Source organism: Methanogenium cariaci JCM 10550 (assembly GCF_001315945.1).
Classification (GTDB): Archaea; Halobacteriota; Methanomicrobia; order Methanomicrobiales; family Methanomicrobiaceae; genus Methanogenium; species Methanogenium cariaci.
This window is the reverse complement of record NZ_BBBG01000010.1, coordinates 47,723-66,800: the sequence shown is the minus strand read 5'-3', so window position 1 is coordinate 66,800 and position 19,078 is coordinate 47,723. Positions and strand designations below refer to the sequence as shown.

At 50.9% G+C, this 19,078-nt stretch carries 19 protein-coding genes and 5 pseudogenes; 10 read left to right on the top strand and 14 right to left on the bottom strand.

What is annotated here, in order from left to right:
• Window position 1 precedes the first annotated feature (1 nt).
• The 11 genes and pseudogenes from JCM10550_RS09665 to JCM10550_RS09600 all read right to left on the bottom strand — a co-directional run bounded on the left by JCM10550_RS09665 (window position 2) and on the right by JCM10550_RS09600 (window position 9,648).
• A complete protein-coding gene (locus JCM10550_RS09665; RefSeq protein WP_175020533.1) occupies window positions 2-1,168 on the bottom strand; it encodes a hypothetical protein in 1,167 nt (388 codons plus the stop codon).
• A 361-nt stretch (window positions 1,169-1,529) separates the two neighbouring features.
• Window positions 1,530-2,519, bottom strand: coding sequence for a glycosyltransferase family 2 protein (locus JCM10550_RS09660; RefSeq protein WP_062398753.1), 990 nt, complete (start codon window positions 2,517-2,519; stop codon window positions 1,530-1,532).
• A gap of 1,860 nt (window positions 2,520-4,379) precedes the next feature.
• The gene (locus JCM10550_RS09640; RefSeq protein WP_157200134.1) at window positions 4,380-4,850 is read right to left on the bottom strand and encodes a hypothetical protein; all 471 of its coding nucleotides are present in this window, start codon (window positions 4,848-4,850) and stop codon (window positions 4,380-4,382) included.
• Window positions 4,851-5,311: 461 nt separating this feature from the next.
• Complete coding sequence (locus JCM10550_RS22780; protein WP_062398745.1) at window positions 5,312-5,815, bottom strand: peptidase dimerization domain-containing protein; 504 nt, start codon at window positions 5,813-5,815, stop codon at window positions 5,312-5,314.
• Window positions 5,816-5,892: 77 nt separating this feature from the next.
• Window positions 5,893-6,195 (bottom strand): M20/M25/M40 family metallo-hydrolase, encoded by a 303-nt coding sequence (locus JCM10550_RS20150; RefSeq protein WP_083475421.1) that lies wholly within the window; start codon window positions 6,193-6,195, stop codon window positions 5,893-5,895.
• Between the two features lie 12 nt (window positions 6,196-6,207).
• Window positions 6,208-6,465 (bottom strand): hypothetical protein, encoded by a 258-nt coding sequence (locus tag JCM10550_RS20140; RefSeq protein ID WP_062398741.1) that lies wholly within the window; start codon window positions 6,463-6,465, stop codon window positions 6,208-6,210.
• A 519-nt stretch (window positions 6,466-6,984) separates the two neighbouring features.
• Window positions 6,985-7,194: a type II toxin-antitoxin system HicA family toxin gene (locus JCM10550_RS17190; protein ID WP_083475419.1), complete on the bottom strand. Its 210-nt coding sequence runs from the start codon at window positions 7,192-7,194 to the stop codon at window positions 6,985-6,987.
• A complete protein-coding gene (locus tag JCM10550_RS09615) occupies window positions 7,191-7,370 on the bottom strand; it encodes a type II toxin-antitoxin system HicB family antitoxin (protein WP_245618989.1) in 180 nt (59 codons plus the stop codon). The genes JCM10550_RS17190 and JCM10550_RS09615 overlap by 4 nt, the downstream gene beginning before the upstream one ends.
• A gap of 281 nt (window positions 7,371-7,651) precedes the next feature.
• Window positions 7,652-8,106 (bottom strand): annotated as a pseudogene (locus tag JCM10550_RS09610) (hypothetical protein); the annotation flags it as partial.
• A gap of 43 nt (window positions 8,107-8,149) precedes the next feature.
• Window positions 8,150-9,046 (bottom strand): GTP 3',8-cyclase MoaA, encoded by an 897-nt coding sequence (gene moaA / locus JCM10550_RS09605; RefSeq protein ID WP_062398737.1) that lies wholly within the window; start codon window positions 9,044-9,046, stop codon window positions 8,150-8,152.
• Window positions 9,030-9,648: pseudogene (locus JCM10550_RS09600) on the bottom strand (RlmE family RNA methyltransferase). The gene moaA and the pseudogene JCM10550_RS09600 overlap by 17 nt, the downstream one beginning before the upstream one ends.
• Window positions 9,649-9,751: 103 nt before the next feature.
• Here JCM10550_RS09600 and JCM10550_RS09595 point away from each other — a divergent pair.
• Together JCM10550_RS09595 and JCM10550_RS09590 are read left to right on the top strand one after the other, a co-directional pair.
• Window positions 9,752-10,485, top strand: a pseudogene (locus JCM10550_RS09595) (DNA polymerase sliding clamp); the annotation flags it as partial.
• A gap of 148 nt (window positions 10,486-10,633) precedes the next feature.
• Complete coding sequence (locus JCM10550_RS09590; protein ID WP_245618988.1) at window positions 10,634-11,515, top strand: DNA primase large subunit PriL; 882 nt, start codon at window positions 10,634-10,636, stop codon at window positions 11,513-11,515.
• On the opposite strand, the gene JCM10550_RS19675 is transcribed toward JCM10550_RS09590, so the two are convergent.
• Complete coding sequence (locus JCM10550_RS19675; protein WP_172673835.1) at window positions 11,512-11,688, bottom strand: hypothetical protein; 177 nt, start codon at window positions 11,686-11,688, stop codon at window positions 11,512-11,514. The two genes, JCM10550_RS09590 and JCM10550_RS19675, sit on opposite strands and share 4 nt — an antisense overlap.
• A gap of 104 nt (window positions 11,689-11,792) precedes the next feature.
• Here JCM10550_RS19675 and JCM10550_RS09585 point away from each other — a divergent pair, with 104 nt between their 5' ends.
• From JCM10550_RS09585 to JCM10550_RS09550, 8 genes and pseudogenes are all read left to right on the top strand, one after another.
• Window positions 11,793-12,167 carry a thiamine-phosphate synthase family protein gene (locus tag JCM10550_RS09585; protein WP_062398733.1) on the top strand — a complete coding sequence of 125 codons (375 nt, stop codon included), beginning with the start codon at window positions 11,793-11,795 and terminating at the stop codon, window positions 12,165-12,167.
• Between the two features lie 134 nt (window positions 12,168-12,301).
• The gene (locus JCM10550_RS09580) at window positions 12,302-12,493 is read left to right on the top strand and encodes a 30S ribosomal protein S17e (protein WP_062398730.1); all 192 of its coding nucleotides are present in this window, start codon (window positions 12,302-12,304) and stop codon (window positions 12,491-12,493) included.
• A 7-nt stretch (window positions 12,494-12,500) separates the two neighbouring features.
• Window positions 12,501-13,385 (top strand): annotated as a pseudogene (gene dapA / locus JCM10550_RS09575) (4-hydroxy-tetrahydrodipicolinate synthase).
• Window positions 13,378-14,140: pseudogene (dapB, locus tag JCM10550_RS09570) on the top strand (4-hydroxy-tetrahydrodipicolinate reductase). The pseudogenes dapA and dapB overlap by 8 nt, the downstream one beginning before the upstream one ends.
• 65 nt (window positions 14,141-14,205) lie before the next feature.
• Window positions 14,206-14,379 carry a 4Fe-4S binding protein gene (locus JCM10550_RS09565; RefSeq protein WP_062398728.1) on the top strand — a complete coding sequence of 58 codons (174 nt, stop codon included), beginning with the start codon at window positions 14,206-14,208 and terminating at the stop codon, window positions 14,377-14,379.
• Window positions 14,380-14,422: 43 nt separating this feature from the next.
• A complete protein-coding gene (gene asd, locus JCM10550_RS09560; RefSeq protein WP_062398726.1) occupies window positions 14,423-15,445 on the top strand; it encodes an aspartate-semialdehyde dehydrogenase in 1,023 nt (340 codons plus the stop codon).
• Window positions 15,446-15,457: 12 nt separating this feature from the next.
• Entirely contained in the window at window positions 15,458-15,733 is a 276-nt protein-coding gene (gene albA / locus JCM10550_RS09555; protein ID WP_083475417.1) for a DNA-binding protein Alba, read from the top strand.
• Window positions 15,734-15,791: 58 nt separating this feature from the next.
• The gene (locus JCM10550_RS09550) at window positions 15,792-16,262 is read left to right on the top strand and encodes a hypothetical protein (protein WP_062398724.1); all 471 of its coding nucleotides are present in this window, start codon (window positions 15,792-15,794) and stop codon (window positions 16,260-16,262) included.
• Between the two features lie 240 nt (window positions 16,263-16,502).
• Here the strand turns inward: JCM10550_RS09550 and JCM10550_RS09545 are convergent, their stop codons facing one another.
• Window positions 16,503-17,582 carry a DUF373 family protein gene (locus JCM10550_RS09545; protein ID WP_245618992.1) on the bottom strand — a complete coding sequence of 360 codons (1,080 nt, stop codon included), beginning with the start codon at window positions 17,580-17,582 and terminating at the stop codon, window positions 16,503-16,505.
• A 125-nt stretch (window positions 17,583-17,707) separates the two neighbouring features.
• Window positions 17,708-18,571, bottom strand: coding sequence for a coiled-coil protein (locus tag JCM10550_RS09540; protein WP_062398722.1), 864 nt, complete (start codon window positions 18,569-18,571; stop codon window positions 17,708-17,710).
• Window positions 18,572-19,078: the final 507 nt, after the last annotated feature.

Sequence of the window (19,078 nt, the reverse complement as noted above, 5' to 3'; positions counted from 1 at the left end):
ATTATGCCTCCTTCTGTTCAATTTTGCTGTTATCAACAATTTCATTATTGAAATTATTGACATATCTCTTTCCCAATGCTGAAATGAAGGAGGGTGCCAACGAATAATATTTTTTTCCCATTGACTCTCCGAATTTAATTAATTCATCATAATTATCACAATACATATCCATCACTTCACAGTGAGGACGATCTCTGAAATATGATGGATGGGTATCGAATGCAGTTTGCATTAGTTCGTCGCTGAATTGACATGAAGAACTATAGCTCCAGATGTATGTGTCATCTGGCTTCCTTCCTTTTGGATCTCTTCCATCTGCACCCAAAACGTAGATCTCATCACAAACTGTGGATGCAATTGGAATCATATATGATGGGAGGACACTTCCAGCACTTCTTACATAAAATTTATCCGCAGATGGAAAATTAAATTTTTCATCATGGCCTGGAATTTTGTCGAACCATGGAATTTTATGTGGTCTGCGAATTACCATCGAGATAATCTCAGACATAGATAAATCCCAAACTCCTGGTGCCTCAATTCCAATAATTTTATTTTTTAATTCGGGATAGTGCACCAAAAACAGCGGCATAAAATAATCTTTCGTTAAGATGAAAAAATTGTGCTTTTTGCTGGCATCAAGCAGCGTTTCACGAAATTTCGCTGCATATTTGTTGGGGCTGGTATGATGTTGAGCATCGCCAAATACAAGAAGTTGAGGATTTATATATTCCATCAATTCAGAGTTTTTGACAATGCTGTTACAAACAACTTTAAATCCATCTTCATAGTTGAATTTCATTCCATATTTTTCGAGTGATGATCCTGAACCAAAGACAAATCCCTTTTCACAATTTTGTACGGTGCCAAGTAATTTCTGAAAATTGTCCAAAGATATTCTATTGAATTCCTTCTTCTTATCCAAATCCAGTGTTCGGTAGAATAACCTTTGATATGTTTCTCCTTCAACTGAAAAATAGTAGGTAGGATCAACAACATTTACCTTTTCAAGATGATTAATGATTTTGCTAGAATAGCGGTATTTTTTGTCCCAAAGCAGGATCAGATCGGCATCAGAAAGATCTAATTCGTTTTCTGGTATTAATCTGATGTTTTTGCAATCTTTAATATAATTTTCTTGGTTTTCTGGAACGTTAAGTGAACACAAATCAATTTTGGTTAATTTTTTTCAACTGGTACATAAACGATAATATCTGAGTGAACGGAATCTGGCAAATACCAGGATATTCTGTTTACGATGTCTCCAAGTTGTTCTTGGCTTCTTATAATTGGATAATAGTATACTTTATTGATAGAATCTGATGTATTTTTTAAAACATTGCATATTTTGTTTATCCCATAATAGGTATATGTCTGAAGCCTAAGATGCCGAATATTGATCCATTCTTTTGCTTTATCTGTTTTCATAACGTTTTTCTCCTAATATGGATATTGCAGTAATCCAAGAGCCTGTTTTTCACATTTTAGAAATATCAAGGACATATTTGAACTCACATTGTTTAATTGTTCTACTCATTTGCATTAATCAACCGAACAATCGAATTCAGAATCAACCCTGAAGTAAACAACAACATCCCAAAGATCATAGCAAGAATGGACAGAATTCCCATGATGTAATGGAATATACCATATCTATGCAGTTCGCCGAGGACATATAATCCAACCGCAAATCCTCCGGTGGTCAGAATGGTGCCGGGGGGGAGGCCGAAGAACCACAGGGGGGGACGTTTGAAACTGATAAATCCAATAATATTGTAGAGAACCATCAGGCCATGCTTAACCGGGTTCTCTGATGATGTCTCCTCAAGATCATACCGGACATGAACAGGCACCTCACAGATCTGAAGATCTTCTTCACTTGCGTGGAGGAGGATCTCAGATCCTGCTGACATACCGTTCCCTGACAGGGAAGGGGCAATTGCTTTGATGGCTTTCTTGTTATATGCTCTGAATCCACTCTGGGAATCGGATACACCGGGCATGTTGCTTGATGCAGCAAGATTTGTTGCTTTGTCAAGTACTTTCATCCCGACTTTTCGGTAACCGGGGATGGAATCCTTTGCATTATCGAGGAATCGTGAGCCGATGACGAGGTCGCACTCTCCACTTTTGAATGCATTCAGGAATTTGGGGATATCATCCGGGTTGTGCTGTCCGTCTGCATCCAGGATGATGAGGATGTCTGCGTCCTGGTCTTCTGCTGCTGAAAATATCGTCTGAAGGGCCCCCCCGCCATATCCTTTGTTGGTTTCATGCCGGATGACCCTGGCACCGAGTGCCTCGGCAATCTCGATTGTTGCATCAGATGAACCGTCATCGACAATGAGAACCGTGTCAACATATTTTTGTGCGCCAAGAACAGTCTTTGCAATAAACTGTTCTTCATTATATGCTGGCATGGCGGCAATGATCATACCGTAATCACTTCCGAAGGATACATCCAGGGTGTTCTTCCATTCTCCATGGCAGTCTGAATTATTTCGGGGAATGTTTCGCACGCATATTTCCTGCTTCCCAGTACCACACTCCCGATGGTGATCCCTTCATTGTATGCAGGAATAACAGCAATAATTGTCTTATTTTTCATGCGCCCTCTGATCATTTAAAAATATATCGCAACAATCTGTAGAATATAATCACGGGGGGGTCCCGGATTAATGAATATTGTTCATTAAGGTTTCTCTAAAAATTATTTAAGGGTTTGTTTTTCTGTGTAAATTTGCCCTATCCTTTTATTAAATAGGGGGGGCACTCCGGGACGCGTCTGTATCGTCCTGTTACCCGGCGCATTGTGCCGGTTTTATTCCGGTTTGCCGGTTCCTCCGGAAACATCTGCATATCTGAAAAATGGCAGGGGGGGATGTTCACAGGAGAAGTCAGGGAATGTGGTGCGATGGATACGATGCGATCTTTTTGTATGCGGGGGGGGATCGGTTCTGATTCTTATTCGGAGGGATTTGTTGTTTTTGTCCATCATTCATTCTGATGATATCCGGCATAGAATGTTTGATTGATACAGTGTCTGTGCGTGCGTGACAGGCGAGTGGGAAGTTCGTATGTTGTGATTCTGGTGCGACTGAACGATGAGATGGATGGTTGAACAACAGGCCCTGTAAAAATGCTGCGAAGCAAAAGATGGTGTGCCTGAATGTTGCAGGCCGGATGGATGTATATCAGAAACATAGGTTACTGCCTCGCCCCCCCTGTTTGCTGCCACCCTGTACCTACTTGTTATCCACCCTCTTTGGTCCCCCCCTGCGCAGGGAATCGGGAGGTAATATGGACGTATTTTCCGCTCTTTTTTGCGGGTGGGAAATAAGGGCTGCAATGCCTTTTATTTGCTAAAATGAGTGATTATTGGAGATTATTAAGGGGTCGCCATTGGCAGATTTTTTTGGAGGATGTATGGGTTGTCTCGACTGAGAACTGCCCACTCCGGGCTTCTGTGTGGGTGCGTTTTTCCGGGATACAGATCATTTCAGGGGTTATTTAAGCGTTGCTCAACCCGATGCCGGGATTTTGCCCCAAATGAATGGTATCGCACACCACAAGCTACGAGAGAAAGCAAAAAGCACATCCAAATTGTCAAATCACCTGGAAAAATACCTCCGACTCACCAAACAAAAACTCCGAAAAAATCAAATCGGGGAAATCCCCCCCGAAAACTGACGCCCCCCCGGCCGGACTTGAACCCGGGTCAAAAGCTCCGCAAGCTTCTAGGATATCCACTACCCTACCGGGACACACGGCGTCGCACATCTCTCCTACCGAGGTGCTTACAGAAATAGGACTTCCTGGAAGTAAAAGCTTTGCATTTGTTCCGGAGAATGTGCGGAACTGAATGATATTTTATGAAATTTTATGAGATTTGATGCATTTTTTGGAGCATGGTGGGGGTTTGAGGCAGGGCGAACGGGATTTTTTGGGACAAAACGGTGGTGGAGCGCGGGACGACTCCCTCCCGTGCACCGCCCTGCCCTCTTTCGATTCATTGATTCACCTTGTTGCTCCCCCTTCCCCCCCCACGTTCGGGTAGCATCCGGATCATTCCGGCCGATCATAACCCATTCCAACTGCTCATAACTTATTCCGACTGGACATAACCTATCCCGGCACATCCTGGTCTGCGTTTCTGCCAAAATCAGCCAGCCCCCCCGATCCAACCAACTCCGACCCATTTATTTCAGTTGACTCTTCCCTCTCCTCTCTTTTTTACATTTTTTCTTTCTCTCTCTTTCTCTCTCACCCTCACTCTTCCCCCCCTCACTTCACCGGGAACGGCTCCTCACCGTCTACGACATTTGCCTCGGGGGACGGTGATCGTGATGCCCACATCCACATTGTTCCCCCCCTCCAGCTCAATCTGGTAGAGGCCGGGGGTATCTGAGCGTGATTGTCTGCTCTTCATGCTCCTGGTTGAACTGCTCAAAGTCATACTCTTCGACGATGTCGCCCGTGGTGCGGTCAAAGATGGTGACGATGAGGTCGGCACGTGGGTCGGGATAACTCTTCTTGACCGTGATCAGTTTCTTACTGCCATAATCGCTGTATTTTTCATTCGTGTCTGCGACCATGTCCGGATCGATTTCGAGATCGATCATCATCGCGGGCACCTTCAGGTCATAGTTGAGCGCGATGACGTCATAGAGCAGGTAGACCTTGTTGGAGTATATTTCGGTATACACGGGCAGTTCCGGTTCAGGTGCGACCGGGGGTGTCGTTACCACCGGTTCGGGAGTCCTGATGGGTGTGGCCTCCTGCACCCAGTTCGGCGTTGCGGTCGGGGCCGCCGTCTCCCCCCCGTTTTCCCCCCCCTGAACGAACGTCACGCTCATCCGCGGGCAGTTCCGAGCATCCTGCACATGCAAGCACGAGGACAATGGAAAGAGCTGCTGCCAAAAAAAGCATATGTCTGTTCATTATCAGCAATATGGTACCAAAAATATTTAATCTATGGGTGATCCCCCTCCTGATAACATTCGGGAATCGGAATGAAGTGGCATAACACACAGCAAGGGAGGGGGAAAGTCCCCCCCCTCCCTGCAGCCCTCCCCCCCCTGAAAATATGACAGGTCGCAGGGGGATGGACAAGCATCCCCCCCCTTGCTCCAGGTGCAACAGATGGTGCGACAAAACCGGTGAAATTCAGAGGTCAGGAAAAAGAGAGACGAATCGTAATGTCAGGTCATATCGGTTGGGGTACATTGACGACAACACTGCCACAGTCACACACAAACCGATCAGGGCCTGCACATTATGCGGCAGTCAGTCTCATCCACATACGCGGCAATCAGCGCCGCATACACTTCCACCGCCCGCTCCAGCTGATCCACGGCGACCCGCTCGTCCTGTGCGTGTAGCAGATGGATCTCGCCCGGGCCGTACTCCGCCGCCCGGAAGCCTGCCGCCCGCAAAAACCGTGCGTCACTCGCCGCCCACTGCAGAATCGGGTGGGCCGGCATACCATACACCCCTTCAATCGCAGCCGACAGGCGACATACCAGTCACACTCCGGTGACGTGCAGGTCGGCGCCGCACAGCTCTCGATACAGACGCCCGGAGCACAGATGTCCTGCTCAACTTTCGCCAGCACCGCCTCCGGTGTGCAGCCCCCCCACGGCAGGCGCATGTCAAGCGCGACCGTGCACTCCTCGGCGACGATATTCGTCCCCCCCTCGCCACCGGTGATCAACCCTGGGTTGCAGGTGATCCGGGTCAAAAGGCGGGCCACATCCGCGTTTGGGAAGATGGCCGCAATCGCCTCCTCGGAATTCCCAACCAGCGCTTTCATCATCGCCTCCGGGGGCGTACTCCCGTTCCGTAACAGCCATCATGCGCTGAACAAACCCGGCAGCCTGCACAATAGCATTCTCACCTGCAAACGGGTAGAGCGAACCGTGCCCCCCCGGCGTGCCCCCCCGGAAGGTCGCCCGGAACCGGCAGAGACCCTTCTGGCCCACCGACGGGTGGAGACAGGGCGTAGCTCCGCCACGAGACAGTCGCAGGCACAATCTCTTCTTCCCGCAGCAGATGTTGCACCCCCCCGTCCCTCCGCCCATCTTCCTCGTCACAGACAAAGGCAACCGAGACCGGTATCTCATCAAACCGTTCCAGCGCCGCAAGAATTGCTGCACACCCGCCCTTCATATCCGTCGAGCCGCGGCCCCCAGACATATCCGTTTTCAATCACACCGGAGAAAGGGTCATGCGTCCAGCCCTCCTCCCCTGCGGGCACCACATCCAGGTGACCGCAAAAAAGCAGACTGCAATCGCGCGGGCCGGCACAGACATTCCAGTGACCGCCGGAATTTTTAATGAGCCGGGGGGGCGATATCCCAGATTTTCAAGAATGCCTGCGATATATTCCACTGCCTCATCCGTTCGTCCCGGCGGATTCTCCGTATTGATTTGGACCAGGTCTGAACAGACCCGTGCGACATCCATTGCTTACTCTCCTCAATACATTACTATCCTCTACTCCGGGATAAATTCCTCCTCTGTACTCAGGGTCCGGTTGCTTCCCTGTACTCATGGATGATGGGTCTACTCCATTTTCTGCTCTTTGAATTTCATCACATTTTTCTGAAGTATACATTACAACCGGAGCAAGAGGGGGGGATGCCTGCCCGTCCCCTTTGCGACCTATCACACGAAGGAGTGGATCCGGCAGAGGGGGGGCACCCCCCCTCCTGTTTTGTTTTTGTTCCTTTTTGGTTTAATATCGCAATTCCGCGAAAAATCTTACCTGAAGAATGGATATAGGAAGAATCGGTGTGAGAATAATTACCGTTGGGAGTGTATCATGAACAGCAAGGGAGGGGTGGCCCCCCCTCCCTGCCCGACCCACCCTCATGTGTGATGAGTTAGACAGGAGGGGGCAGGTGAGCATTCTCCCTGTTCCGTTGGTGTTTTTGGACAATGATTCTTGAGAATTGCGCCTCATTTCGTCTCTTCTATTGGAGATTACAGCAATTCCATACATTCATCTGTAGTCAATCCGGCTTCCCGCAGAGTGCCTCGTGATATTTCATGATGATTTGGAACGGTAAGCGGTCTTTTTGTTGGATGGCGAAGATGGATGTGACTTCCCTTCTGGTCATGTATGAAGTATCCGTCCTTTGAAAATGCCTTAACCAATTGCTGTCCGGATATGACCGGGAGCTTTGCGCTCATACATTCACTGCAACAAAGGTTTCTGTCATTCCGTTTTCAGGCCGTAATGGGATTCCTTCTTCTGCAAGAGACTTCAGGTGCAGTTCAATTGCTTCTGCGATGTTTTTCTTTGCCTCTTTTTCTGTTCTCCCTGAGAGATGCATCCCGGAAGGGAAGGGACCGTTGCAGTAAACCATCCATCCTCATCCTTTTCAAGCAATATTCTAAACTGAATCATGGTGTATCCGGCCCTTTGTCTCCTGATTGAATACTACTGTCTTGCGATTTATTGTATATGAATGGAGAGGTATGTTCTGGAAAAAAATGATGAGTAATTGTTTGTATGGGGGGGATTGTTGCGGCATCCGGCCCGACAATTCTCCGATGGGTCAACCCTCGTGATGAAATTCATCTCACAATGATGAACCCTTTCACTCCCCAATAAATTCCTGATATAACCTGCCGAGGGAGCGTCCGCATACAGGCTCTTTAAAAATTCCTTGTCAAAGAACTCGTCAATACACTTGGTAAAGAACTGAGCGGGCAGAGGCTTGAGCGCCGCCGGTCCATGGCAATCCGGAAGGAGCGATAGGAGGCAGGGCTTTCAGTGTCATAGATCTCCCGCCAGAGGATGGGTAGTTTGTCAAAGGTCTCGCGGTGGTTTGCCTTCAGCCAGTTGATGAAGACGGGGAACTGGTCACGGCCGCCTTTCTTTTCCTCATCGATGCGCCACTTCATATACTCCATGTTCATGATATTTCTCATCGACTGGATATTGTATCCCTGAATACAGAGCGTAAAGTCAAGGTGGGCAATGGCGTCCTTAAAATAGAACCAGAATACGGGCTCAAACTCACTGGGGGGGGATTGCAGGATCAGTGATTTGTCGTAGAGTTTTTTAAGAATCGGAATATATTCGTTCGTTTCAAGCATAGTATCAGGTGGTGTTACACCCGAAATAAGTATTTGGAAGGTATCAACAGTAATACGGCTCGCGCAGCATCACTGCCTCCCGGAACGCATCTTCCAGTTCCCTGCCCCTGAGTCCCCCCCGGATACTGACATGGTTGTCATGGCGCATCAGGCAGGGCTTTAAAAATCCGTCCGAGGTCACCCGCAGGCGGTTACAGTGGCCGCAAAATTCCGTGTTGTGCAGCGGCCGGACGATCTCAATCTCCGCTCCGTCCAGCAGGTACTTCTTCCGGTGGTGCATCCGCCGGGTGACCACCGTCTTTGCCGTGCGCTGCAGCTCCTCCTCAAGCCCGGTCAGCTCCATATGGTAGGGGGGGCAGTCCCGGAACTCATCCATCAGTTCGATGAACTGTAATATCAGGTGGTCATGATCGCGGGCATACTGGATAAAGTCGGGAATCTCATCATCGTTGATGCCCTTCATCAACACCACATTCAGCTTCACCGGCGTCAGCCCCGCCTCAATCGCCGCGTCAACCCCTGCAAGCACATCCGAGAGGTAATCCTTCCCGGCGATCTCCTTATAGCGGTCATGGCGCAGTGAGTCCATACTGATATTCACCCGGGAGAGCCCGGCGTCTTTGAGGTCCTGTGCCAGCGGTGCAAGAATCGTGCCGTTCGTGGTCATGGATGCCTCCATACCCTCCGGCACCATCGAAACAATCTTGACCAGATCGGTTCTCATCAGCGGCTCCCCCCCGCCGGTGAACTTGATACTGCGCATATCAAAGTGCTTTGCAACACGCATGATCTCCCCCCCGATATCCTCTGCCGACATCAGAGACCCCCCCGGTGCCACCTCTCCCTCTGCGTGGCAGTAGAAACACTTGAGGTTACACCGCGGGGTGAGCGATATTCTCAGATTTGTAACCGATCTCCCATAACTATCCTTCAGAATCATTCCGTCGCCCTTTGAATTTCTTTCCAATTATATATACTTCAGTGCTTCCTTTTCGTGCCGCCTTCGAGCGGTAGACCTTCACCCCCCCAAAGAAATTCAAACGCATTTTATCGAGTATGAGCTGAAACATGTCGCCCTGAAAGGTCTTTACCACAAAATTTCCGCCCGGTTTCAGGAAGTCCACCGCAAAATCGCAGGCCTCTTCCGAGAGCCCGACCGCACGGGCCTGGTCATAGCTTTTATTCCCGGAGAACTTCGGTGCCGCATCACAGACGACGATATTGACCTCCCCCCCGATCAGTGATCGCACCTTCTCGTGCATAAATGGCGTGGTGAAGTCACCGGTTAATGTGGTAACATTCTCAATCGGGGGGCACCGGGTTGAGATCAATCCCTATCACCTGCCCGTCAGTGAGCTCATGGAGCACCTGCAGCCAGCTCCCCGGGGGGGCGCACCCCCCCAGGTCGATGATATTGTCATCATCACGAATAACCTGAAACCGTTTCTGTATGTCAAGTAGCTTGTAGGCCGCACGGGATCGATACCCTTCCGTACGCGCCTTTCGGTAATATCCGTCTCGTCCCCCCCATTGTGAACCCATAGTCTAAAATCCTCTGCATGATGTTTATATCACGCAAAAACCTACATATTAATAAAAATTATGCCGGTATAACTTATAATAGACTTTGTAAAGGGGTAAAATAATGTTAAAAGCAGCCATTGATACAGATACCTTCAGGGAAACAATAGATGTCATCGCAGCGCTTGTCACCGAGTGCCGCATGCATGTCGGAGAAGACGGACTAAAGACACGCGCAGTGGACACGGCCAATGTCGCGATGATCTCACTCGACCTCAGCCGGGAGGCGTTCTCGTCCTTTGTTGCGACAGGATGTGAGCTGGGCATCGATATCACCAAGATGAAGAATGTCATCGGATGATGGGAAAAAAGGACGTATTGTCCCTTGAACTCCCGGAAGACGGACATAAGATGGAGATGGTCTTCTCCGGCTACCAGTACTCGGTCACCCTTCTTGATGTCAATACCATCCGGAAAGATCCCCAGCCGCCGACCATTGAACTGCCGGCAAAGATTCGGATCTCCGGTGCACTGATCAACGACGGCATCAAGGCAGCCTCGGTCATATCCGACAAGATTGCCTTGGGTGTGGACGCCGCCACCGGCATCTTCTACATGGAGGCGGAAGGGGGGGACTCGGACCATATCCGGCTTGAGCGCGGCACGGATGAACTCATATCTCTCCAGGCCGCAGACGTCCGGTCACTCTTCTCTCTGGACTACCTGCGGGACATCGGCAAAGTGATGGCCCGTACCGCTGAGGTGGAAGTGCAGATTGGAAACGACCACCCCCCCGTCAGGGTGTCCTTTGACTTTGCAGACGGTCACGGGCATGTTGATTTCCTCCTTGCCCCCCGCGCATTGAGGCAGATTGATGCGAAGGCTCGAGAAAAGAGACCTTGCAAAATATCCATTTTTAAAGAAAGCAAAGGCATACGTCCAGAGCTCCGGCATACCAATAGATTCCCTGATCTGCAGGGATTCCGGGAAAGGGGGGGAGGATCTGGTGAAGCTGGCAGCAGATCGCGTGAAGGCATGCCTGCGTCCATCTGCCTTTGATGACGTCAATACGGTGATCGCAAATCCCGATGACGAGATATATGCGTATGCCATCGCACGACTGCTGGTCTCCTGCATGGACGATGCATCCATGCTGGACAAACTCGCCCGGTATGAGGCAGAGCGTTCCGCCTATTTCCTGAAGGCAGAGGACCCGGAGGTCATTGCATATATTGCGACCGCAGTGGGCATTGATATCACGGCACCCGACATGAGTGTCAAACAGTATGTCAGTCTCGTCTCGCGTATGCGCGAACCCCCCCGCTGGCGCCTCGTCAACCGCGATGTCTTACACGGTCGGGTGCACTGCCCGCCGGACGATTACGCCGCCATCCTCCGGGAAAGAATCCGGCAGGTCATCCGCTCGCAGCTGCCGCTGGTGGTCCCCCCCGGCCCGGTTGCCGTCCGCCTCCGCACCTACGCAGAGGAGGTGTCCCATGCCTATCGGGAGCAGATCATGGAGCAGTATGGTGAGGTAAGCGAGGGTTGTTTTCCGCCCTGCATCCGCGCTATCATTGCTGCGGTCACGGACGGAACCAATATCCCGCATACCGCACGCTTTACGCTGACGGCATTTCTGCATACCATCGGTCTGGATGAGACCGCGATTGTCGAGGTATTCGCCCGGGCGCCTGACTTTGATATTCAGCGCACGATGTATCAGGTGGAGCATATATCCGGGTCCGGCGGAACGGAGTATACGCCACCCGGGTGTGCGACGCTCAAGACCTATGGTCTCTGTGTCAATCCGGATACATTCTGTAAAAACACGGCGCATCCGCTGAGTTATTACAAGTACCGCAAAAAAATATCGGGAAAAAAGGTCTAAAGGGTCTTCTGTCCGATGTAGTGTCCACCGGCACTCATGCAGGCGATGAAGAGGATGATTGCCGCAATATATGCATAGGGTGCCGGCAGCAGAGCGGGCAGTACAATAACAGCTGCAATCAGCACAATGAGGCTTGCGATGGCTGTTACACTGTCAAGGACAACAGGTTTCATCTGAGTATATTCTCTGTGGTGACGTAAATGTCTATTCATCCCCCCCTGCCACATTTTTAACGTTTTAAAAAACCAACCTGTCCGGTATGCAGATTCGTGAAGAGGTGGCCGCAGCCCTGGGTGAGGCAGTCCTCACGATACGGGAGGTCGACCCACATCTGATCCCAAACGGGGGGGTATCCGTGTGGGTTATGCCCTCCCCCGGTGCCACTACGCAAAATGAGGTCTGTACCTCGGACAATGCCACAACGATCCGCTTTGGTGCCGATTTGGATGTGGCACGGGTGATTCTGACGGTGATCCGGCATGATGCCTGTCTTCGGTCTGCGGCCGCCCTGCGGTGCACACCGGATATCCTTCACTGCATAATCGATGACCTCGCGCTGGACGCCTGCGCATACCCTCCGGCTCCGCCCGGTTCCGGCAGCATGGACTGGGGGGGGTCGAGTCCTGCTGCAGAGACGATGTACCGGATGTGATATATGGTCCGAAAACGGCCAAAAACGATCCTGTCCTCTGGATTATTGCGGAAACCCCCCCTGCGGATGTGGCACGTAATATTCTTATGCTCTCGGGTTGCATTAGTTATACCAGTTTATAATGGAGTATCTGAATGGGAGTTAAACCAGCCTACATTAAATCATTGAGCCAGGAATTGATCGTCAAGCACGGCAACCGGTTTACCGGAGACTTTGAGGAAAACAAGTGTGCCGTTTCTGAAGTGGCAATTATCGAAAGCAAGCGCATCAGAAACCGTGTGGCAGGCTACATCACGAGAAAGGTAAATAGAAGGAAAGAAATATAATCCTTTTATGTTTGAGGGTGTTTATCCTGCACTTATCACTCCGTTCAAAGATACCGCCGATGCGGGCCTGGACCTTACGGGTCTTCGCGCCAACATCGAGTATCTGATTGAAAACGGCGTGCACGGGGGGGTCGTGCCCTGTGGTTCAACCGGTGAGTCAGCAACTCTGACATTTGAAGAACATGAGATTGTCATCGGGGGGGAGACAATCGATGCCGTTAATGGCAGGGTGCCGGTCATTGCCGGTACGGGTTCTAATAATACCGCCGAAGCCCTGAGATTTACTAAATCCGCATGTGATCAGGGCGCAGATGCGGTGCTTGTTCTTTCTCCGTATTACAATAAGCCGAACCGTTCCGGTCTTATTAAGCATTATACCCGGATTGCCGACGTGGGCGTCCCGGTTATCATCTACAATGTGCCTTCCCGTACTGCAGAACCTTACGTCTGACCTCATCGCCGAACTGGCCGCACATCCGGGCATTGTCGGTGTCAAGGAGGCGAGCGGCGACATCACCCAGATATCAGAGATCATTGAACAGACCCGTGACGAGGACTTCGCGGTCTTCTCCGGGGGGGATGATGCAATGACTCTACCTATTCTCGCACTGGGCGGTGCCGGTGTTATTACCGTCACGGCAAACGTTGAACCCGCGCGGTTTGTCGCCCTTTATGAGCGCTTCTGTGCGGGCGACTATGCCGGTGCACGGGACATGCATTACGAACTCTCCCCCCCTCTGATGCGTGCTCTTTTCATCGACACCAATCCGATTCCCGTCAAGCAGGCGGTCGGCATGCGGGGTATGGCCTCAGGTCCGCTGCGCCTGCCTCTGGACTGCATGACCGAAGCTGCAGAGGCACAGCTGAGGAGGTGCTCTCCCGCTATGACTAAGATTGCCATCTGTGGGGGGGCCTCGGGCGCATGGGTACAACGATTGCAAACCTCGTCAACGATGCAGACGACCTGACGTTTGTCGGCGGCGTGGACATCCGGGAGGGCAGCCTTCTGGGGCAACCGGTATATCCCTCCACAGACATCCGCACCTTTTTAGAGGACATGAAACCCGACGTCCTCATCGATTTCACCATCGCGCATGCAGCGGTAGAAAATATCATCGCCGGTGCAGAGGCGGGCGTAGCCTTGTGGTCGGCACCACCGGGTTCACCCCCCCGGAACAGCGCTCACGCATCGATGAAGCCATTGTTGGCAGTGTCCCTGCAGTCATCTCCAGCAACTACAGTGTCGGCATGAACATCTTCTGGAGGCTGGTTCGAGAGGCGGCACAGCGTCTGGGAGACTATGACATTGAGGTCATTGAAGCCCACCATCGCTACAAGAAGGATGCGCCGTCCGGAACCGCGCGGACGATTCTTGAGATTATCGGTGAGGAGACCGGCAAGACGGAATGTCTCTACGGTAGAGAGGGGATGACCGAGCGAAAAGATGAGGTCGGCGTGCACGTCGTTCGCGGCGGAGACATTGTCGGAGACCATACGGTTCTTTTTGCGGCAAACAACGAGACCATTGAGCTTTCCCACCGTGCCTATGATCGTGCGGTCTTTGCCCATGGCGTCATCCGGGCGGCCCGTTTTGTCACCGGAATGGCTCCGGGCATCTACTCCATGGACGACGTCCTCGGTCTCTGATACACCCAAACCTAATCGAACCTTTTTTATGGCTTTTCTGATAATGAGGATAGAGAGGATTACCTATGGTAGCAGTAGTTGATAATGATAAATGTACAGGCTGTGAGACATGTGTTGACATCTGCCCTGCAGCAGCGATTGAGATGCAGGATGGTATTGCAGTAGTTGACGCTGATCTCTGTATTGACTGTGAATCCTGTGTGGATGAGTGCCCGGCTGAAGCCATCCGCATGGAGTGAACCAAACCTTTTATACTCCCTTCAGCCATAATATAAAATATCTATGATTAATGTAGGTGTGCTCGGAGCTACGGGTGCGGTTGGGCAGAGGTTTGTACAACTTCTCGCCAATCACCCGTGGTTCAGGCTCACAACTCTGACTGCGTCGGATCGCAGTGCGGGAAAAAGGTATCAGGATGTTGTTAACTGGCGTCTTGATGTCCCGTTCCCGGAAGAGGTTGGGAGTCTTGTTGTGGAACCGACGACAGTGTCGGCAGTGTCAGACCTTGATATTGTATTCTCTGCGCTTCCCGCAGATATTGCAACCACTCTTGAAACAGATATTGCGGCTGCGGGCGTTGGTGTTTGCAGTAATGCGTCTTCTCACCGGATGGACCGTAATGTACCTCTTGTCGTGCCCGAGGTAAATCCTGACCATCTCGGACTCATCGACGTGCAGCGTGACAAGGGCACTGACGGGTTTATTGTTGCCAACCCGAACTGTTCAACAATTGTGCTCTGTCTCTCTCTTGCCCCGCTCATGCCATTTGGGTTCTCAAACCTCACGGTGGCAACCATGCAGGCGATTTCCGGCGCCGGATTCCAGGGAATCCCCCCCGCCATGGAAATCTATGACAATGTTGTCCCCCCCTACATCGGGTCGGAAGAGGAGAAGATGGAGAGTGAGCCACTGAAGATCATGGGGTCATTCGATGGGGCAGAAGTTCAGAATGCACCATTCCGGGTATCTGCGAGCTGCCACCGGGTGCCGGTCATTGACGGGCATACGATGGCAATCTGGGCGGATACCGCCGCGCCGGTGGCAGATGTCATTGAAGCCTATAAGGCTTACACTCCGCCCATATCCGGGCTTCCCCACCTTCCGAAAGAGTCTGTGAATTATACTAACGAACCCAACCGGCCGCAGCCACGGCTGGACCGGAATCGTGGAGGGGGGATGACTGTCTCCGTCGGAAGAATGCGTGAAGGTCTGCGGTATGTTGCGATGGGACACAATACCATCCGGGGTGCAGCAGGTGCCTCTGTGCTGAATGCAGAACTCATCGTCTCAAAGAAGTACGTATGAGGTGAACAGCAAATGATTAAGGATAACACAGTATTCGTCGGAAACAAACCAGTGATGAACTATGTACTGGCAGTCATTACCCAGTTTAACAATGGTGCAGAGGAGGTCTCGATAAAGGCACGGGGGGGGAAGGCGATATCGCGGGCCGTTGATACTGCAGAGATCGCAATGAACCGGTTTCTCGAGGATGTCACCAAAAAAGAGATCGTCACATCCACGGAGATCATCGACACAGAGAGCGGACAGACCAATGTCTCAAGCATTGAGATCCTGCTTGCACAAAAATAAATCATCCCTTTTTTCCGCGACCATAAAGGATATCTTCATCTCTGACAGAAAGTGTAGTATGAAACTGCTGCCGGGGGGGATGATCTGCTGCCTGATGCTCCTTATAATGATCGTGCCGGCAGGGGGGGCCGCAGACCCGAACCAGTACAGCTACATTACGGTAGAGGACTGCACCATACGCCTGAATGACGAGGATGCTGTTATTGACCTCAATTATTCAATTGATGAGGGCATCGTGCTCCTCGTCCATCTTCTGGGGGGGAAGTCGGATCTGAAACAGAAGCTGGGTGTTATTGCGGGGTATCCGGATGCACGATATCAAACGATTGATATGGATCACGCAACCATTGTTGTCAGCAGTGTCTCCCAGAACTATGGGGAGGGATCATACTGGTTCCCTGCCCATACGTTTGGTATTGAAATACCCCCCCAGGTGACGGTCATCTCCCCCCCTCAGGTGAACCGCAGCTATAACCAGACCTCGTCACTTCCGGGGATGGGCTACTTCGGGACAAAAGCTCAGGTATAATCCATTGGATCATCGTGGAGAACGATATCATCCTGTTCTTTTTTCCGCTACCGTATGGAGATGGAGGGCCGTCGCCGCATCCGCCCTTCTCCCAACAGCTATTGGCGGTCCCCCCCGGCAGGCTCCTTTAAATCCTGTAATTCCTTTTCCATCAGTCTGTGTTTGAGCGTAGGCGGGGGTCGTTACGACAGGGTCCGGCATCGCCGGAAAAAGAGATCGTTTGCGGAAAAATCTGGTGGATTAATGCCGGGAAAAGCGTTTGCTGCTCTTTTCTTTCACTTCCGGCGCATACTTCTCGACCTTCTGCAATACCTTCTGGATGTAGAAGCCGATGAACGCCAGTATCAGGCCTGCAACGGTGGTGAGCATCATGATGCGTATCCCATCCACACCGTCGATTGGAAAGCCCTCGATGGTGGGCAGGGAGATGACATAGACGGATGCCCCATAGGCAATGAGCCCGAGACCCGTTACAAAAAACGGCAGGGTGATCACCCGCGGCAGCATCTTCGGTTCATTTTGTATCACATCAATGATCTTTCCGAGAAGGGCGATCAGGATGGCAGCGACGATGTAGCCGACGGAACCGTAGATGAAGGTGAGCAGATAAAAGAGCACTCCCGCATCAGCGGTATACCAGGTGAGGAAACTCGAGAGTCCCATGACAATCCCCAGGAGGCCGATGAATATTGATGCGATGTAACATACAAACGATATTCTGCCACCAATAAACGATTCCTTCAGACCATGCAGGGCCAGACTGAAGTATTCATCAATGCCCAGTCCCTTGAAGAGCAGATAGATGCCAAGCACCCCGACCACGATGAATACTGCAAGCTCCGTCGTCCCGAGGAGACTTCCGATGGCAAAGATGAGCATCACGAGACCAAAAGGCACCAGGATGGACTGGGCATGCTTCGGGTCGTCAAGGACCTTTTTGATGATATAGTAGGTGCCCTCAAGGTTGGGCATCTGATTGACAATGACGCGCTGGACACTGGAGACCGATACATGTGACTGAATGACCGGGAGGATAAACTCGTCCTCTGCCCCCCCATCTGTTACCAGAATGCACTCGGTCACCTCCAGATCCCAGACGACCTTCCTCAGATCTTCTGCAATCTTGCGGTCGCCGTCAATCGAATTGTAGTGGTTGCCTGCAATCACCGCGATGCGTACGTCGTCACCCATCTCACGGCGTTCATCGTATATTTTTATGCCCTGAAAAATTGCATTAACGTCAGAATCCTCCGGATCCTCAAGACCCAGGCGGGTGGCGGCATCAAGACATTCGTCCCTTCCCGTAACCGGGCTCTGGATCCCAGCCTTAAAGCCGATATCATCATCCTGTCGACACAGAGAATGAGCATCCGGTCATCTGACATGTCTACATAGAAATCAATTCGCTGCTATAAAAGTCTGATGAAAGAACAGATAAAAAAAGATTATATGAGACGTGCACGCTGCAGAAGCAGAATGTCGTCTGTAGTAAGTTTTTCGCCGGCCCGGAACTGCTGGAAGACCTGTTCTGCTTCCTCTTTGACCGCTTTCTGTTCCTTGTTGACCCTTGTCTTCTTGCCTTTCTTGCGGATTCCACCGATCACTTTATCGTAGTCGCGGAGTTCCTTCTGGCATGCAATAAACTGGTTGTGCTCAGCGTCTGCAGCCTCCTGTGCCTCAACAAATTTCCGGTGTCCTTCGTCTGCGGCTTCGCGTGACTTGTCGGCATTCCGGTAGCATTCGACCATCAGGTCGTGGTGCTGCTGGGCGAGCTCTGCCTTCTCGGTAACGGTTGCATGGAGTTCTGATGCTGCCCGGCGGAATTCCCGTGCTTCCTGGAGCTTGGTGTGAACTTCCTTGTTCTGCTCGATTTCCTCTTCCTGCTCTTTGATCTGATGTCTGAGCTGTTTGATCTGATCAATGAGTTCCCGCTCCTTGTCAGTATTCATGACGCGGGTCTGCTGATCCATTTCGAGCTTGTCGATTCTCTTCTGAACTTCCTTTATGCCGCGGGAGTTATTGATGGCACCATGCTCTTTTTTGTACTCATCAATATCCTCAAAGAGTGCATTTGCCTTCTCATTGAGTTGGTTGCGCTCAACTTTTATGGCCTGTACTGCTCTGTTGTTTTCGTCACGAAGCTCTTTGTGCTTCTGTGCTTCGTCAACATATTCACGCGTCTGCCCGTTAAGCTGGTTGCGCTCACGTGCATAGGTGCTTGCAAGAGCATTCAGTTCATTTCTGTTTTCTTTGTGCTGTTCAGAATCTGTCAGCATATTCTTTCTTTTGTCAATAAGTTCGGTCAACATGCTCTACCTTACCTTTTGTATTTAGGGCACAACAATTCATCTTCAGTTGATCCGCAGGAAACATATGTACAGGATGGACTCCTGACGATAACCATTTCAAAAGAGTTCTTACGAAATTCGGAGAACCGACTTTGTTCATATGGCTGTTCATGATGTTCAACTCCTGTACGGCCTGTCCATGTGGGCAGGCATTCCCGGAACCAGTGATGGATTCACTGTAGTTCTTTAATATTGCATAGTTGCCCGATATTAATGTTTCGTAACATCATCCCGTGTTCAGTCATGAAACGGGTATATTAACAAAATGAGGTACCTCCCTGTATGTAGGGAGGGGGAGTGTTCCCCCCCTATTGTATCGTGCGGGGGGGACGATTTTTGAGAGTGGGGGGGGTGATTTTGGGTTGGTCTGGTGAATGACAGGTAATGATGGGTTGAAATACTTAGTTTAGATCAGCGGATGAAGTCAATCAGTCCACCGCTGGTCTGTTCATGGGCTGCCTGGCGCCT

Coding starts and splice junctions, on each gene's coding strand:
- JCM10550_RS22780 (WP_062398745.1), bottom strand. CDS start 5,815: ATGATGAAAGCGCTGGTTGGGAATTCCGAGGAGGCGATTGCGGCCATC.
- JCM10550_RS20150 (WP_083475421.1), bottom strand. CDS start 6,195: ATGTCTGGGGGCCGCGGCTCGACGGATATGAAGGGCGGGTGTGCAGCA.
- JCM10550_RS20140 (WP_062398741.1), bottom strand. CDS start 6,465: ATGGATGTCGCACGGGTCTGTTCAGACCTGGTCCAAATCAATACGGAG.
- JCM10550_RS17190 (WP_083475419.1), bottom strand. CDS start 7,194: ATGAGCGCAAAGCTCCCGGTCATATCCGGACAGCAATTGGTTAAGGCA.
- JCM10550_RS09615 (WP_245618989.1), bottom strand. CDS start 7,370: ATGGTTTACTGCAACGGTCCCTTCCCTTCCGGGATGCATCTCTCAGGG.
- moaA (WP_062398737.1), bottom strand. CDS start 9,046: ATGATTCTGAAGGATAGTTATGGGAGATCGGTTACAAATCTGAGAATA.
- JCM10550_RS19675 (WP_172673835.1), bottom strand. CDS start 11,688: ATGAAACCTGTTGTCCTTGACAGTGTAACAGCCATCGCAAGCCTCATT.
- JCM10550_RS09580 (WP_062398730.1), top strand. CDS start 12,302: ATGGGAGTTAAACCAGCCTACATTAAATCATTGAGCCAGGAATTGATC.
- JCM10550_RS09565 (WP_062398728.1), top strand. CDS start 14,206: ATGGTAGCAGTAGTTGATAATGATAAATGTACAGGCTGTGAGACATGT.
- asd (WP_062398726.1), top strand. CDS start 14,423: ATGATTAATGTAGGTGTGCTCGGAGCTACGGGTGCGGTTGGGCAGAGG.
- albA (WP_083475417.1), top strand. CDS start 15,458: ATGATTAAGGATAACACAGTATTCGTCGGAAACAAACCAGTGATGAAC.
- JCM10550_RS09550 (WP_062398724.1), top strand. CDS start 15,792: ATGAAACTGCTGCCGGGGGGGATGATCTGCTGCCTGATGCTCCTTATA.
- JCM10550_RS09540 (WP_062398722.1), bottom strand. CDS start 18,571: ATGTTGACCGAACTTATTGACAAAAGAAAGAATATGCTGACAGATTCT.